Origin of the sequence: Sphaerisporangium flaviroseum, assembly GCF_039537005.1 — a bacterium.
GTDB lineage: Bacteria > Actinomycetota > Actinomycetes > Streptosporangiales > Streptosporangiaceae > Sphaerisporangium > Sphaerisporangium flaviroseum.
Genome location: NZ_BAAAZR010000052.1, coordinates 267,521 through 280,975, shown reverse-complemented (window position 1 = coordinate 280,975; position 13,455 = coordinate 267,521). Strand labels below are relative to the sequence as shown.

Genomic DNA, 13,455 nt, shown 5'->3' with positions numbered 1-13,455 from the left:
GCATGACCCAGCTCCCGCTGCGGGCTCAGCTCGCGAGTGCCCTCGGGCGTACGGCCGCCACCCTGTCACGGGTCACCGGCCGGGGCGACGGATCGGTGATCGGCGGTCGCGTCGGGCTGATCCTCGAGCCCGATCTGCTGCGCAAGCTGGCCGCCGACCGCAAGCTCGTGCTGGTCAGCGCCACGAACGGCAAGACCACGACGACCCGGCTGATCACCTCCGAGCTCCAGGAGCTCGGGGAGGTCGCCACCAACGCCTTCGGCGCGAACATGCCCGCAGGCCACGTGTCGGCGCTGTCCCAGGCCAAGCAGGCGCCCTTCGCCGTGCTGGAGGTCGACGAGAAGTACCTTCCCGAGGTGCTCGACACCACGGGGGCGAGCGTCATCTGCCTGATGAACCTCAGCCGCGACCAGATGGACCGTGCCGCGGAGATCTGGCTGCTGGCCCAGAAGTGGCAGCGCGCCCTCGCGGGCAAGGACGCCCATGTGATCGCCAACTGCGACGATCCGCTGGTCACCTGGGGCGCCTCGACCGCCGCCCACGTGACCTGGGTGTCCTGCGGGCAGCCCTGGAAGGAGGACTCCTGGTGCTGTCCCCAGTGCGGTGGGCCGCTCGATCGCAAGGAGAACGACTGGGCCTGCCGTGAGTGCACCTTCCGCCGTCCGGAGCCCACCTGGGTGCTCGACGACGACGCGGTGATCGACCCCCGGCGGCAGCGCTGGGTGCTCGACCTCCAGCTTCCCGGCCGGGCCAACCGCGCCAACGCCGCCATCGCGCTGGCCACCGCCGAGGCGTTCGGCCTGTCCGTCGACCGCGCGCTCCCGAGACTGCGGGAGGTCAGGTCGGTCGCCGGGCGCTACACCACGGTCGAGCGCGACGGGCGGTCGCTGCGGCTCCTGCTGGCCAAGAACCCCGCCGGCTGGCTGGAGGCCTTCGAGGTCGCCGACCCGTCGCTGCCGATCGTCCTGTCGGTGAACGCCCAGGGCCCCGACGGCCGCGACACCTCCTGGCTCTGGGACGTCGACTTCCGCATCCTGAGCGGCCGGCCGGTGTTCGTGACGGGGGAGCGGCGGCTCGATCTGGCGCTCCGGCTCGACGTCGCCGGGGTGCCCTTCGAGCTGTGCGAGACCTTCGACGACGCCGTGACGCGCCAGGTCCCCGGCCGCATCGACGTGATCGCCAACTACACAGCCTTCCAGCAGATTCGAGCGGAGTTCGGCCGTGCCGTCTGACAGCGCCCTGCGCATTGTGTGGATCTACCCCGACCTGTTGAGCACCTACGGCGACCAGGGCAACGTGCTGATCCTGGAGCAGCGGGCCCGCAAGCGGGGCATCCCGGTCGAGACCGTCTACGTGCGCTCGGCCGACCAGGTGCCCGACTCGGGCGACATCTATCTCATCGGCGGGGGAGAGGACCGGCCGCAGATCCTCGCGGCCGAGCGGCTCCGCCGCGACGGCGGCCTCCAGCGGGCGATCGACCGGGGAGCCTCTCTCCTGGCGGTCTGCGCGGGCTACCAGATCATGGGGTCGGTGTTCGGCGGCGAGGAGGGCCAGCCGGTGGCCGGCATCGGGCTGCTCGACATCGAGAGCTCCCGCGGCCCCGCGCGCGCGGTGGGCGAGCTCGCCGCCGAGGTCGACACCGGGCTCGGCGGGCACATGCTGACGGGCTTCGAGAACCATATGGGCGTCACCCGGCTCGGACGCGGGGTCCGCCCGCTGTCGCGCACGGTGGTCGGCACGGGCAACGGCGACGGCACCGAAGGCTGCCACATGGGCAAGGTCGTCGGCACCTACCTTCACGGCCCGGCGCTGGCGCGCAACCCGTGGCTCGCCGACGTGTTCCTGAGCTGGATGACCGGGCCGCTGTCGCCCATCGACGACACCTGGTACGACCGGCTGCGGGACGAGCGGCTCAAGGCCGTACTGCCCGGCTGAGCCGGCGCGGTGTGCCGCCCCGCCAGGGCTCAGTACACCAGTGCCTGGACGCCCTCTCCGAGCGCTTCCTCCACGAACGTCGAGGCGCCCGCGATGCGCACGCCCTCGATCAGGTCGTCCACCTTGATGCCCCGGCGTGCCGCGCACTGCGTGCAGACCGTGACCTTGCCTCCGGCCAGCACCGCGCCGAGCAGATCCTCAAGAGGAGTCGCCTCAGGCAGGCTGAACTCCTTGGCCCGGCCGGGCAGGCCGAACCACGCCGATTCCCCGGTGAGCCACAAGGACACGGGTACGCCGCTGGCCACCGCCGCGGTTGCCACGGTAAATGCCTGATTGCAGCGCTCAGGGGCATCTGAGCCAGCCGTCACCTTTATCACCATTGATCGTGCCATGGACTGAGCCTATGCGCCGATGACCATGATCCACCAGGTGAACGCCCTGTTCGGTGTCGCAGGCACGAGCCGCACAGGCGGGCATTTAGGCTCATGTGCCATGGACTCCCAGTCAACACATCCCGCGCTTGAGCCGATCGCCTTCCTGCTGGGCAGGTGGGAGGGGGTCGGCGTGGGCGGCTACCCGACCATCGAGAGCTTCCGGTTCGGCCAGGAGATCACCTTCGAGCACAACGGCAAGCCGTTCCTGAGCTACCACAGCACGACCTGGCTGCTCGACGACGAGGGCACCATGGTCAGGCCCCTGGCCACCGAGTCGGGGTACTGGCGGGCGCTTCCCGAGCGGCAGCTCGAGATCGTTCTGGCCCATCCGACCGGCATCGTCGAGATCTACCTCGGTGAGGTCGCGTTCCACAAGATCGAGATGCGGACCGACGTCGTCGCCCGTACCGCCACCGCCAAGGAGTACACCGCGGGGCACCGGCTCTACGGCCTGGTCAACGGCAACCTGATGTACGCGTACGACATGGCGGCCGAAGGGCAGCCGCTGACCTCGCATCTGTCCGCGGAGCTGAAGAAGGTGGGCTGAGGCCGCCTCCGCCGCGAGGGCGCCACGATGCCGGCGCGCGGACCAAGAGGGCCAGTGCATGAAAGAACCCCGGGCTCGCTCCGTCTCCTGATAAGACGGGCCGACTGGACCATGGGAGGAGTGCAACTCCCCCCGTCGGCTGCCCGGGGTTCCGGTGTCTGTCTTGGATTCGCCGGACGCCACCAGTGCCCGGGAGGGCACGACGTCTGGACGGAAGGTCCTGACTTGGCGATGCCCTAGCGGACAGCCACCTCGCTAGCCCAATAATGACTGACCATCGTTTGGACCACCTCCCTTCTGCGTGTTACGTACGCTATGCGAGCACCGCCGAGCCAGGCAAGCAAATATTTCCGGCCCGCCCTGAATGGCTCCCGACCTGCCCATCTGCGCTCCCGTGGTGCCCCGGGACGGCGGGCCGCACGACGAGCCGGCTTCAGGCCTCCGCCCTCCACGACGGGGCTCGTAGACTCGGTTCATGACCGGGACATGGCACGAGGAGCTGCGGGCGCGTGGATACCGAGTGACACCCCAGCGGCAGCTGGTGCTGGAGGCGGTCACCCGGCTCGGTCACGCGACGCCCGAGGACATCTGCGGTCAGGTGCAGGAGACGGCCAGGGGTGTCAACATCTCCACGGTCTACCGCACGCTTGAGCTGCTCGAAGAGCTCGGCATGGTCACCCACACCCATCTGGGCCACGGCGCCCCGACCTACCATCTGGCGAGCAAGGCCGATCACGTCCACCTCGTCTGCCGGGGCTGCGGCGAGATCACCGAGGTCCGTCCCGAGCTCGTCCACGGCATGGTGGCCAAGCTGGAGGACGAGCTGGGCTTCGAGACCGACGTCCACCACCTCACCGTGTTCGGCCGGTGCCGCGAGTGCCGCCCCTGAGTCACGGAAACGGGCCCCGGCGCAATAGCCTTGAGGCATGCGAAGCCCTCTGCTGGACACTCCTGGAGCCGTAGCCGCCGCGGTCCCCGACGACACCGTCGCCGCGCATTACGGCGAGCCGTATGCCGAGCAGCGCGCTCTCGTCGCGGGCGAGGCGATGGTCGACCGCGGCAACCGCGAGGTCGTCCGCGTCTCCGGGCCCGACCGGCTCGGCTGGCTCAACGACCTGAGCTCGCAGAAGCTCGACACCCTGGCACCGGGCACGCCCACGCAGACGCTGCTCCTCGACCCGCAGGGCAGGCTGGAGCACCACCTGACACTGGTCGACGACGGCGAATCCGTCTGGGCGCACGTCGAGCCGGGCACCTCCGCCGCCCTGGTCGCCTTCCTGGAGAAGATGCGGTTCATGCGCCAGGTGGAGATCACCGACGTCACCTCCGCCTACGCCGTGGTGACCGTCGTGTCGCCCGGTTCCGACGAGCAGGTCCCCCGGGTCGTGCCGGAGGGGGCGATCGCGATCGGCGGTGATCTGCTGGTCCCCCGCGAGCGGCTCGGTGGGCTTCCCCAGGAGCTCGGCCTGCGCACCGCCGGCCTGTGGGCGTACGAGGCCCTGCGCATCGAGGCGCACCTTCCCCGGGCGGGCTTCGACACCGACCACAAGACGATCCCGCACGAGGTCGGCTGGATCGGGTCGGCGGTCCACCTCACCAAGGGGTGCTACCGAGGGCAGGAGACCGTCGCCCGGGTGCACAACCTCGGCCACCCGCCCCGTCGCCTGGTCTTCCTGCATCTGGACGGCGGCGCCGACACGCTGCCTCCCCACGGGGCGCCGGTGACCCTCGGCGTGGGGTCGCCCAGGGAGGCCGACCCCGAAGCCGCCATGGAGGGGAGCGCCGAGCCCGGCCAGGTGGGCTTCGTCGGCTCGTCGGCCAGGCACCACGAGCTCGGGCCCATCGCCCTGGCCGTGGTCAAGCGCACCGTTCCCGTCGACATCGGCCTGCTGGCCGGGGGCGTCGCAGCGGGCCAGGAGGTCATCGTGCCGCCGGACGCCGGCCGCAACGTGACCATCGACCCGGGCCTGCGCCGCCGCATCCGCTGAGGGGCCGGGCTCAGACCTCGATGATCAGCGTGATGGGCCCGTCGTTGACGAGCGCGACCTTCATGTCGGCTCCGAACACGCCGGTCTCCACCCGGGCGCCCAGAGAGCGCAGGTCGGCCACCACGGCCTCCACCAAGGGCTCGGCCACCGGTCCGGGCGCGGCGGCCTGCCAGGTGGGCCTGCGGCCCTTCCTGGCGTCGCCGTAGAGCGTGAACTGGCTGACCACCAGCAGGGGCGCGCCGATGTCGGAACAGGACTTCTCACCGGACAGGATGCGCAGGCCCCACAGCTTGGCGGCGAGCCTGGCCGCCTCCGCCGGGCCGTCGCCGTGGGTCACGCCGACCAGCACGAGCAGGCCCGGCTCGTCGATCGCCCCCACGCTCCGCCCGTCGACCACCACCGACGCTGAGCTCACCCGCTGGACTACGGCACGCATGGTCCCCGATTCTTCCACCGCGTAGGGGCAGGGCGAACATGCGGGCGGTGCGGTGGTGAACGGCGCAGGTTCACCGTCCGTAAACTCAGGTGCGAGGGGAGATGATGTGTCCGCCGATCTGATCGTGGAAGTCGTCCGTTCCGGGTTCGTGGAGTCCGTGCACCGCGCCTGGGTCTTCGCCCTCGATGCCGGTGGAGCGCCCATGGCGGTCCACGGCGACGTCGCCGCGGCGGCCTCGCCGCGCTCGTCGATGAAGCCGTTACAGGCGCTCGGCATGCTCCGCGCGGGCCTCCGACTGGACGGCGAGCTCCTCGCGCTCGCCTGCGCCAGCCACTCGGGAGAGGACTTCCATGTCGAGGGGGTCGCCAAGATCCTCGCGAGCGCCGGGCTCGACGAGTCCGCTCTGAAATGCCCCGAGGACCTGCCGGCAGACCCGGCGACGGCACACCGCGTGCTCCGCGGCGGCGGCGGACCGGCGCGCATCACCATGAACTGCTCGGGCAAGCACGCCGCGATGCTCGCGACCTGCGTGATCAACGGATGGTCCACCGCCGAGTACCTGCATCCCGCCCATCCCCTGCAGCGGGCGATCAGGTCAACGGCCGAGGAGCTGACCGGCGAGCGGGTCGCGGCCACCGGGGTCGACGGCTGCGGCGCCCCGCTGTACTTCGGCTCCATGGCCGGGGTCGCCCGCGCGTTCCGTGCGTTCCCGCTGGCCGAGCCCGGTACGCACGAGCGGCGGATCGCCGACGCGATGCGCGCCCACCCGGAGTGGACGTCGGGCACCTCACGCCCGGAGGCCACGCTGATGCGGGCCGTTCCCGGGCTCATGCTGAAGGCGGGCGCCGAGGCGTTCGACGCGTTCGCCTTCGAGGACGGGCGCGCGGCGACCGTCAAGATCCTCGACGGCGGCCAGCGGGCGAGGGTGCCGGTCACCGTCGCCACCCTGCGCGCGCTCGGCCTCGGCCTGGATGCCCCCGACCTCGACACGCTCGCGACCCCGCCGCAGTTCGGCGGAGGCCGTCCCGTGGGCGAGGTGCGCGTGCGGGGCCAGGTGTGAGGCCCGCCCCGCGGCGCCTCGCGTCAGATCGAGCGGCGGAACTGGCGGGACGCGGAGATCGCCCCTGAGGTGGTCAGGGTGAACGTGCGCATCGAGTCGGCGAACTTGGACAGATCCCACTCGGCGGGGCCCTGGTACCAGTAGAGGTGGTCGGCCTGGCCGCCGTTGCCGTTCATCGAGGCGACCACGCGCGCCCATCGGTCGACGTTGTCGAAGACCACCGCGTACGGCAGGTAGCGGGAGAACAGCTCGATCCGCTGGGCCGGCGGCACCTCGCCGATCTCGCCAGAGGCGAGGTAGTCGCGGAACCCCAGGGTGTGGGCCAGGGCCGAGGCGCCCCGCGAGGTCTTGGCCGGCATGTACTGCCCGCCCACCGCCAGGGCTGCTCCCGCGATGATCAACGCCAGGCCGATGAGGCCGTACGTGGTGAGCCAGGCGAGCAGCACGGTGGCGAGCACGCCGAGCCCGGTGACGATCACGCCGATGGTGGTCCAGCGGGTGCGGACCGAGTCGGGGCGCCGGACGAACCACCCCTGCGCGACGACGTCACGGTAGAGCGCGTCGCGCACCTTGCCGAGCCGGGCGCCGAACGAGCCGTGGAGCTGGGACAGCAGTACCGAGTCGCGCCCGTCGAAGATGGCCATGTGCAGCGCGCGCTCGTAGTCGAGAAGCTCCTCGACCGGCGCGTCCGGCACCTTGACCAGCAGCCAGTCGGGGGCGTCGTAGGTCCCGCGTGGCTGCTCGTCGATGCGCACGAAGCCCCTGACGGCCAGGTCCACGATCGTGGCCGTGACGTCGATGACGTCGGCCTGCTCGTCGATCAGAGTGCCGATCTGACCCGGGCGCACGCCGTCCGGCGGGGAGAACCGGCCGTCGCGCAGTGTGGTCACCGGGCCACCGGCCTCGCTGTCGAGGATGCGGGCGTCCCTGCCGCGGGTCCAGTAGAGCACCACGATGCCGCCGAGCAGCAGCACCAGAAGCCCGATCAGCGCGCCGCCGGTGAGCGGGCTCAGGGTGAAGGCGCTGGCGAGCTCGAACCGGCGCTCCAGGATCGGCCTACCGCGGCTGGTGCCACTGGGGAAGCCGACGGCGACGGTCAGCGCCTGGGCGGGGCCGAGGCCCTGCTGCTCGAACTCCGCCCGCGTGCCGGTCTCGTCCATCGAGGCGGTGGTGCAGCCGGTCGCCGAGGTGAGGTCCCCGGCGAAGCACGAGAGGTTCTGGATGGGCGCCGGGCCGCTCAGCTTCACGACGGCGCTCTGGACGGGCGCCGACCAGCCGTTGACGACGTACCAGCGAAGCTCCTCGCCACCACCGACGGGGGAGACCGCCCCTGCGACGTCGTACTCGATCGTCGCCGTGTCCTTGCCGGTCAGCGTGATCGTGTCGCCGGTGAGGGCGCCGTCGCCCTTGAAGCCGGTGACACGGTAGACGCGGTCGTTGCCGTCGTCGTACCTGGTCCGGGTGAGCAGGGTACGCCGGACCTGGCCGGTGAAGGAGATCTGCTCCTTGATGTGCAGCACGCCATCTGCGCGCAGCTCCACGGTGACGTCCGTTTTTGTCACGCTGTCCGCGGCGGCGTGGGCCGGGGTGGCGACGAGGAGGGTCAGCACGAGCGGGAGCGCGAGCACGAGTCGTCGAGGGAGATCCACCATGGGGCGTCAGCCTAGCGGTCGGCGCGGGACCGCGTTGCGAGACGCTCATGACCGGCTGAACACCAACAAATCAGGACGGCGGCCCGGCATCGCGGGAGCGCCGTCCCCGGTGCCGTCGGCCTACCAGGGGCCGTACGGGCCGTTGTTCCCGCCGCCCTTGCCGATCTCGCCGACGGCCGGCTTCACGTCGGCGAGGTAGATGCCCGAGCCGATGACCGACGCGACCGTGAAGATGCTGAGCACCGAGAGGTACTGCACGGCGGCGGCGAACGAGAACAGGGTCGCCAGGCCGAGGATCAGCAGCCAGAGGCGCTTGCTGAGCTTGCCCGCCATCGCGAACGCGCGGGCGGGGGTCCTGAGGGCGTGCACGAGTGCCCAGACGCACAGAGCGAAGGCCCCGATGGCGAGCACCCAGAATATGAGATCCAGGACGCCGTGAACCTCGAACATCGCCTCTCCAAGGGGTCATGTGATGGGCCGGGTTCAGCCTAGCCCGGACGGGGACCTCCCGGGGGTCCGCGACGATCGTCGCGGACCGGTCTGAACGGTGGTTGGCCGGCCCGTACCCGGATAACGCGTACGGGCCGTACTCCACACAACGCACACGGCCCACCCCAGGTTCCGGGACGGGCCGTGATGGTGGCGCTATGCGGCCGGGCTCAGGCCTTGGTGCCGCCGTTGCGCGGGGCCTTGCGGGCCGGCGCGGTGCGGGTGGTGGTCGGCGCCGGGCGGGCGGCGATCGCCGGCTCGGCGTTCGTGGAGACCTCTTCCAGCTCGAGCGCGGCCTCGCCCGTCACGCGGCTGACGACCTTGCGGCCCCTGCTGGCGAACTCGTCGTACAGGTGAGCGGCCCTGGCGCTGATCGTGTCGGCGTACTCCTTGGCCTTCTCGGGCAGGTCCTTGGCGACGGCCTCGGCCTTCACCTGGACGGTGCCGGCGTACTTGCGCGCGATGGTCGGCAGATCGCGGGCGACCGTGCCCACCTCGGCGCGGCGGGACTGCAGGCGGTGGAACTGCTCCGGCAGCTCGCGCAGCTTCTCGACCGCGAAGTCGCCCGCGCCCGCGACGGCGTAGAACGGCTTGGACTCGGCTAGCTTCTTGACCTCGTCATTAATGGGCATGGGTTAACCTTCCTTGGGTTCTGGATTACGACGGCCGTTCGATGAGGAGGTCGCACCCTCCTCGGCGGGAACCGCGTCGACCCCGTGGGGCTCCGACTCGGGCCGGGCGTTCTGGGAGGTCCGCTCGGCCTGGGTCGAAGCCTCGACTCGGTTCTCCTTGCGAAACGACTCGTAGATGTCGACGAGCACCTGACGTTGCCGCTCGGTGAGGCTGCCGTCGGTCCGGATCGCGGCCAGCACGTCGCTGTCCGGCTCGCGGTCCTCGATGAGGCCCGCCTGCACGTACAGCGCCTGGGAGGAGATCCGCAGACCCTTGGCGATCTGGTTCAGAATCTCCGCGCTCGGCTTGCGCAGTCCGCGCTCGATCTGGCTCAGGTAGGGGTTCGACACCCCGGCCTGGGTGGCGAGCTGGCGCAGAGAGATCTTCGCCTGCTTCCGCTGATCGCGGATGTACTCGCCGATCGAGCCGACCTTCGGTAGTTCCATGCCTTCAGTCTGCATCACGGTGCTTGCAAATGCAAACGCTGTGGCATGCGCCAGCAAGCACCTTGGCTCAGCCGGGATAGATCCACAGAAGGGGCGCGGAGGCGGACAGGAGCACCGAGAAGGTGACCAGGCTGTACCGGAAACGCCTCGGCAGCGCGGCCCCGGGCTTGATCAGGCGGTTGACCCGGGCCATCACCTGCTCACCGGCCGCGCCGAGCGCTCCGCTCGGCGCCGGCACCGCCCCGGCCGTGCCGAACCGGAGCAGCGCGGTCGCCAGCCGGCGGGGCGAGCAGTAACGGCGGGCGCGGTCGTCTGCCGCCATCTCGACCAGCAGGGCGACCGACGAATGGGCGTTGCGCACCACGCTGAGCCAGGGCAGCGCCCAGTTGAGCGCGGTGAACGGCAGGAGGACCAGGTCGTGACGCTCGCGGACGTGGGCCGTCTCATGGGCCAGGACCGCGGTCAGCTCATCGGCGCTCAGCAACGACAGCGTGCCCGCGCTGACGACGACCTCGGACCTCAGGCCGGGCAGGCAGTACGCCGCCGCGCCGGGGTGGTCGACCACGCGCACGCCCGGGACGCCGGGGTCGTCGTGGGCGATGAGGGACAGCAGGACGCGGTGCCGCCGGCGGGCGCGCAGGGTCTGCGCCCCGGCTGTGAGGAGCACCATGACCAGCACGGCGAGAAGGGTCAGCCCCGCGACGAGCGCGGCGACGCGGGGCAGGTCGTACGGCTTGAGCAGGCCGTATCCCATGCCGAAAGAGATGGCCGAGTCGACGAAGGCGCGCAGGCCGTACAGGACGCCGCTGCCGTAGGGCTCCAGAGCGTAGGCCAGCAGCGCGCCCACGCTGGCGAGACCCCACGTCACGCCCAGGGACTGCCACAGCAGGATGGCCGCCCGAGGGGTGCGCCACGGCCACCGCGCCAGCGTGAGCCGCCATGCGCCTACCGCGCACGCCATGGCGAGCGCGGCGAGGGCGGCGGCCGTGATCACTCTTCTTCCAGCTCCGTCAGTGCTCTGCGCAGGATTTCGGCCTCGGACCCCGAGACCCCCTGGGCGAAGCGCGTGAGCGCGGCCGAACGGTCCCCGGTCATGTCGAGGGCTTCCAGCATAAGCTCCGCGACGTACGCGTCGCGGGTCGCGGCGGGTTCGTAGCGCCAGGCGCGTCCGTCGCGGGTGCGGCTGAGGAAGCCTTTGCGGGTGAGCCGGTCGAGAACCGTCATCACCGTGGTGGGGGCGAGGTCGCGGTCGGCGATCAGACGGCCGACCTCCCTGGCGGTCAGAGGGGCGTCGTGGGCCCACAGGATGTCCATGATGCTGCGTTCAAGCTCGCCGAGACCCTTCACGCGAGCAAGCCTACCTCGGGTAGTACTACGTCGTGTAGAGGCCAGGCGGGGTCGCCGTGGGTCGACCGTGTCACGTCCTCCTCGCCGGCGCGGCGCCGGTGAGGTCGCTCACACCGCCTCCGCCGCCCGGTTACGGTGTGAGATCCCGGCGAGTGTGCGGCACGTGGAAGGTCGTGACCATATGGAGATAACGCTGGTTCAGGGCGACATCACCGAGCAGCATGTGGACGCCATCGTGAACGCCGCCAACTCGTCGCTGATGGGCGGCGGCGGGGTGGACGGGGCGATCCACCGGCGCGGCGGCCCCGAGATCCTGGAGGAGTGCCGTGCCCTGCGTGCCTCCCGGTACGGGAAGGGCCTGCCCACGGGGCAGGCCGTCGCCACCACGGCGGGGCGGCTTCCCGCGCGGTGGGTCATCCACACGGTCGGACCCGTGCACGCCAAGTCCGAGGACCGCTCCCACCTGCTGGCCTCCTGCTACGCCGAGTCCCTGAAGGTCGCGGACTCGCTGGGAGCCGAGACCGTCGCCTTCCCCGCGGTGTCGGCGGGGATCTACGGCTGGCCGATGGACGACGCCGCCCGCATCGCGCTCTCGACGGTGCGGGAGGCGTCGACCGGGGTGGCGGAGGTCCGTTTCGTGCTGTTCGGCGCGGACGCGTACGCGGCCTTCGAGGAGGCGCTCGGCCGCCTGGGCCGCGAGGACGAGGGCTAGACGCTCGGCCCCGGCCGGTCGCGAGGACGAAGGCTAGGCGCTGGCCGCCCGGTCGCGAGGACGAGGACGGGGGCGGCTAGGGGCGCGGTCGTTCGTCCGGGGCCAGCGCCGACCACGGGATGGTGAGCTCGCCGAGGCGCCAGCGGCGCCGTCCGCCCAGCGGGGGAGCGGTGGCGACCGGCCACGTGCCTGCCAGCCGCTCGACCGCGGCCATCCAGCGAGGGCGCACACCGTAGGCCCCGTACGGCGCGGACAGCGCCCAGGCATGGTCGAAGTCACGCAGGAACCCGTGGACGGCCTCGCCCGGCACGTTGCGGTGGATCAGCGCCTTCGGCAGCCGCTCGGCCAGGTCCGAAGGGCGCTCGAACCCGGCCAGGCGGGTGGACAGGGTGAGCGTGCGCGGCCCTCGGGCGTCCAGGGCCACCCAGGCGGCCCGATGGCCGATCTCCGAGCAGGTCCCCTCGACGATCACCCCCTCCGGCGCCAGACGGGACCGGAGCAGGTCCCACGCCGCCCACGCCTGCGCCTCGCCGTACTGCCGCAGCACGTTGAAGGCGCGGACGAGCGTCGGCCGGCGGCTCACCGGAAGCTCGAAGCCGCCCCGCGCGAAGGACAGCCCCGGCCTTTCGTACGGCCTGGCCGCCGCCACGCGGACCGGGTCGATCTCGATGCCGACCACCTCCACGTCGGGGCGGACGCGGCGCAACCGTACGAACAGCTCCGATGTGGTGACGTGCGAGGCTCCGTACCCCAGATCGACCACGAGCGGCCTGTCGGCGGAGACGAGCAGCGGGCCGTACACCGCGGCGGTCCACCGGTCGGAGCGGCGCAGCCGGTTGTGACCGGTCGTCCCCCGGGTGACCTCCCCGACGGGGCGGCTTCTGGCCGGGGCGTCGCCGGGTCCACGGCGGGTACGCGGCTCGTCGGGCGCGGCCATGCTCATCGCGTCTTCACGTCCAGCGGTTCCTCATGCTCAGGAGATCCGGTGGACCTTGTGCTGCGCGGCCTGCGCGCGCGGCCGGATCACCAGCCGGTCGACGTTCACGTGCGCCGGCCGGGTGACGCACCAGGCGATCGCGTCGGCCACGTCGTCGGCCGTCAGCGGGTTCGGGACGCCCTCGTACACCTTCTCCGCGCGGTCGGCGTCGCCGCGGAAGCGGGTCAGGGAGAACTCCTCGGTCTGGACCATGCCGGGGGCCACCTCGATGACGCGCACCGGCTCCCCGCACAGCTCCAGCCGGAGCGTCTCGGTCATGGAGGTCTGGGCGTGCTTGGCCGCGCAGTAGCCACCGCCGCCCTCGTACGAGACGAGGCCGGCCACCGAGGTCAGCATCAGCAGGACGCCGTCGCCTGACTCGATCAGCTTGGGCAGCAACGCCCGGGTCATCCGCAGCGAGCCGAGCACGTTGACCTCGTACATGCGCTGCCAGTCGTCGACCAGGCCCTCTGCGACCGGCTCCAGGCCGAAGGCCCCGCCCGCGTTGTTGACCAGGACGTCACACCGGTCGAGCGAGGCGGCCAGTTCGGCGACCGAGTCGTCGGAGGTCACATCGAGCGTGAAGGGCCGGATCGCGGGGACCTCGGCGGCCAGCTTGTCGAGCCGGTCACGGCGGCGGGCGGCCGCGAGGACCTCGAAGCCCTCCGCCGCGAGCCGGCGTGCCGTGGCCTCGCCGATGCCGCTGCTCGCGCCGGTCACCACCGCTGTCTTGGTCATGTCTCGTCCTTCGTGGTCGCCGC

The 13,455-nt window shown here is 71.4% G+C and carries 17 protein-coding genes; 7 read left to right on the top strand and 10 right to left on the bottom strand.

Annotated features, from left to right (window positions below; genetic code table 11):
• Positions 1 to 2 precede the first annotated feature (2 nt).
• The gene (locus tag ABD810_RS37915; RefSeq protein WP_344952517.1) at positions 3 to 1,232 is read left to right on the top strand and encodes a MurT ligase domain-containing protein; all 1,230 of its coding nucleotides are present in this window, start codon (positions 3 to 5) and stop codon (positions 1,230 to 1,232) included.
• Positions 1,222 to 1,935 (top strand): type 1 glutamine amidotransferase, encoded by a 714-nt coding sequence (locus tag ABD810_RS37910; protein WP_344952515.1) that lies wholly within the window; start codon positions 1,222 to 1,224, stop codon positions 1,933 to 1,935. Before ABD810_RS37915 ends, ABD810_RS37910 begins: the two co-directional genes overlap by 11 nt.
• A 29-nt stretch (positions 1,936 to 1,964) precedes the next feature.
• On the opposite strand, the gene ABD810_RS37905 is transcribed toward ABD810_RS37910, so the two are convergent.
• Positions 1,965 to 2,327: a DsrE family protein gene (locus ABD810_RS37905; protein ID WP_344952513.1), complete on the bottom strand. Its 363-nt coding sequence runs from the start codon at positions 2,325 to 2,327 to the stop codon at positions 1,965 to 1,967.
• A 100-nt stretch (positions 2,328 to 2,427) separates the two neighbouring features.
• Here ABD810_RS37905 and ABD810_RS37900 point away from each other — a divergent pair, with 100 nt between their 5' ends.
• The 3 genes from ABD810_RS37900 (at position 2,428) to ygfZ (ending at position 4,904) form a co-directional block, all read left to right on the top strand.
• Positions 2,428 to 2,916 carry a heme-binding beta-barrel domain-containing protein gene (locus ABD810_RS37900; protein WP_344952511.1) on the top strand — a complete coding sequence of 163 codons (489 nt, stop codon included), beginning with the start codon at positions 2,428 to 2,430 and terminating at the stop codon, positions 2,914 to 2,916.
• A gap of 475 nt (positions 2,917 to 3,391) precedes the next feature.
• Positions 3,392 to 3,805, top strand: coding sequence for a Fur family transcriptional regulator (locus ABD810_RS37895; protein WP_344952509.1), 414 nt, complete (start codon positions 3,392 to 3,394; stop codon positions 3,803 to 3,805).
• Between the two features lie 37 nt (positions 3,806 to 3,842).
• Positions 3,843 to 4,904 (top strand): CAF17-like 4Fe-4S cluster assembly/insertion protein YgfZ, encoded by a 1,062-nt coding sequence (gene ygfZ / locus ABD810_RS37890; RefSeq protein ID WP_344952508.1) that lies wholly within the window; start codon positions 3,843 to 3,845, stop codon positions 4,902 to 4,904.
• Positions 4,905 to 4,914: 10 nt separating this feature from the next.
• On the opposite strand, the gene dtd is transcribed toward ygfZ, so the two are convergent.
• Positions 4,915 to 5,340: a D-aminoacyl-tRNA deacylase gene (gene dtd, locus ABD810_RS37885; protein WP_344952506.1), complete on the bottom strand. Its 426-nt coding sequence runs from the start codon at positions 5,338 to 5,340 to the stop codon at positions 4,915 to 4,917.
• A 106-nt stretch (positions 5,341 to 5,446) separates the two neighbouring features.
• Here dtd and ABD810_RS37880 point away from each other — a divergent pair, with 106 nt between their 5' ends.
• On the top strand, positions 5,447 to 6,400 hold the full coding sequence (locus tag ABD810_RS37880) for an asparaginase (RefSeq protein ID WP_344952504.1): 954 nt from the start codon (positions 5,447 to 5,449) through the stop codon (positions 6,398 to 6,400).
• Between the two features lie 23 nt (positions 6,401 to 6,423).
• Here the strand turns inward: ABD810_RS37880 and ABD810_RS37875 are convergent, their stop codons facing one another.
• The 6 genes from ABD810_RS37875 to ABD810_RS37850 all read right to left on the bottom strand — a co-directional run bounded on the left by ABD810_RS37875 (position 6,424) and on the right by ABD810_RS37850 (position 11,006).
• Entirely contained in the window at positions 6,424 to 8,052 is a 1,629-nt protein-coding gene (locus tag ABD810_RS37875; RefSeq protein ID WP_344952502.1) for a DUF2207 domain-containing protein, read from the bottom strand.
• A gap of 120 nt (positions 8,053 to 8,172) precedes the next feature.
• Positions 8,173 to 8,502 carry a DUF2516 family protein gene (locus ABD810_RS37870; protein WP_344952500.1) on the bottom strand — a complete coding sequence of 110 codons (330 nt, stop codon included), beginning with the start codon at positions 8,500 to 8,502 and terminating at the stop codon, positions 8,173 to 8,175.
• A 209-nt stretch (positions 8,503 to 8,711) separates the two neighbouring features.
• Positions 8,712 to 9,173, bottom strand: a complete 462-nt coding sequence (locus tag ABD810_RS37865; protein WP_344952498.1) for a hypothetical protein — start codon at positions 9,171 to 9,173, stop codon at positions 8,712 to 8,714.
• Positions 9,174 to 9,176: 3 nt separating this feature from the next.
• Positions 9,177 to 9,659, bottom strand: coding sequence for a helix-turn-helix domain-containing protein (locus ABD810_RS37860; protein WP_344952496.1), 483 nt, complete (start codon positions 9,657 to 9,659; stop codon positions 9,177 to 9,179).
• Between the two features lie 67 nt (positions 9,660 to 9,726).
• Entirely contained in the window at positions 9,727 to 10,653 is a 927-nt protein-coding gene (locus ABD810_RS37855) for a M56 family metallopeptidase (RefSeq protein WP_344952493.1), read from the bottom strand.
• Positions 10,650 to 11,006, bottom strand: a complete 357-nt coding sequence (locus tag ABD810_RS37850) for a BlaI/MecI/CopY family transcriptional regulator (protein WP_344952491.1) — start codon at positions 11,004 to 11,006, stop codon at positions 10,650 to 10,652. The genes ABD810_RS37855 and ABD810_RS37850 overlap by 4 nt, the downstream gene beginning before the upstream one ends.
• Before the next feature lie 181 nt (positions 11,007 to 11,187).
• Between ABD810_RS37850 and ABD810_RS37845 the strand changes: the two genes are divergently transcribed.
• On the top strand, positions 11,188 to 11,718 hold the full coding sequence (locus ABD810_RS37845; protein WP_344952489.1) for an O-acetyl-ADP-ribose deacetylase: 531 nt from the start codon (positions 11,188 to 11,190) through the stop codon (positions 11,716 to 11,718).
• 76 nt (positions 11,719 to 11,794) lie between these two features.
• Here ABD810_RS37845 and ABD810_RS37840 read toward each other — a convergent pair whose 3' ends face one another.
• Positions 11,795 to 12,661: a class I SAM-dependent methyltransferase gene (locus ABD810_RS37840; RefSeq protein WP_425567032.1), complete on the bottom strand. Its 867-nt coding sequence runs from the start codon at positions 12,659 to 12,661 to the stop codon at positions 11,795 to 11,797.
• A gap of 30 nt (positions 12,662 to 12,691) precedes the next feature.
• Entirely contained in the window at positions 12,692 to 13,432 is a 741-nt protein-coding gene (locus ABD810_RS37835; RefSeq protein ID WP_344952487.1) for an SDR family NAD(P)-dependent oxidoreductase, read from the bottom strand.
• Between the last annotated feature and the right edge of the window lie 23 nt (positions 13,433 to 13,455).

Coding starts and splice junctions, on each gene's coding strand:
- ABD810_RS37845 (WP_344952489.1), top strand. CDS start 11,188: ATGGAGATAACGCTGGTTCAGGGCGACATCACCGAGCAGCATGTGGAC.
- ABD810_RS37860 (WP_344952496.1), bottom strand. CDS start 9,659: ATGGAACTACCGAAGGTCGGCTCGATCGGCGAGTACATCCGCGATCAG.
- ABD810_RS37835 (WP_344952487.1), bottom strand. CDS start 13,432: ATGACCAAGACAGCGGTGGTGACCGGCGCGAGCAGCGGCATCGGCGAG.
- ABD810_RS37915 (WP_344952517.1), top strand. CDS start 3: ATGACCCAGCTCCCGCTGCGGGCTCAGCTCGCGAGTGCCCTCGGGCGT.
- ABD810_RS37870 (WP_344952500.1), bottom strand. CDS start 8,502: ATGTTCGAGGTTCACGGCGTCCTGGATCTCATATTCTGGGTGCTCGCC.
- ABD810_RS37865 (WP_344952498.1), bottom strand. CDS start 9,173: ATGCCCATTAATGACGAGGTCAAGAAGCTAGCCGAGTCCAAGCCGTTC.
- ygfZ (WP_344952508.1), top strand. CDS start 3,843: ATGCGAAGCCCTCTGCTGGACACTCCTGGAGCCGTAGCCGCCGCGGTC.
- dtd (WP_344952506.1), bottom strand. CDS start 5,340: ATGCGTGCCGTAGTCCAGCGGGTGAGCTCAGCGTCGGTGGTGGTCGAC.
- ABD810_RS37895 (WP_344952509.1), top strand. CDS start 3,392: ATGACCGGGACATGGCACGAGGAGCTGCGGGCGCGTGGATACCGAGTG.
- ABD810_RS37900 (WP_344952511.1), top strand. CDS start 2,428: ATGGACTCCCAGTCAACACATCCCGCGCTTGAGCCGATCGCCTTCCTG.
- ABD810_RS37905 (WP_344952513.1), bottom strand. CDS start 2,327: ATGGCACGATCAATGGTGATAAAGGTGACGGCTGGCTCAGATGCCCCT.
- ABD810_RS37875 (WP_344952502.1), bottom strand. CDS start 8,052: ATGGTGGATCTCCCTCGACGACTCGTGCTCGCGCTCCCGCTCGTGCTG.
- ABD810_RS37840 (WP_425567032.1), bottom strand. CDS start 12,661: ATGAGCATGGCCGCGCCCGACGAGCCGCGTACCCGCCGTGGACCCGGC.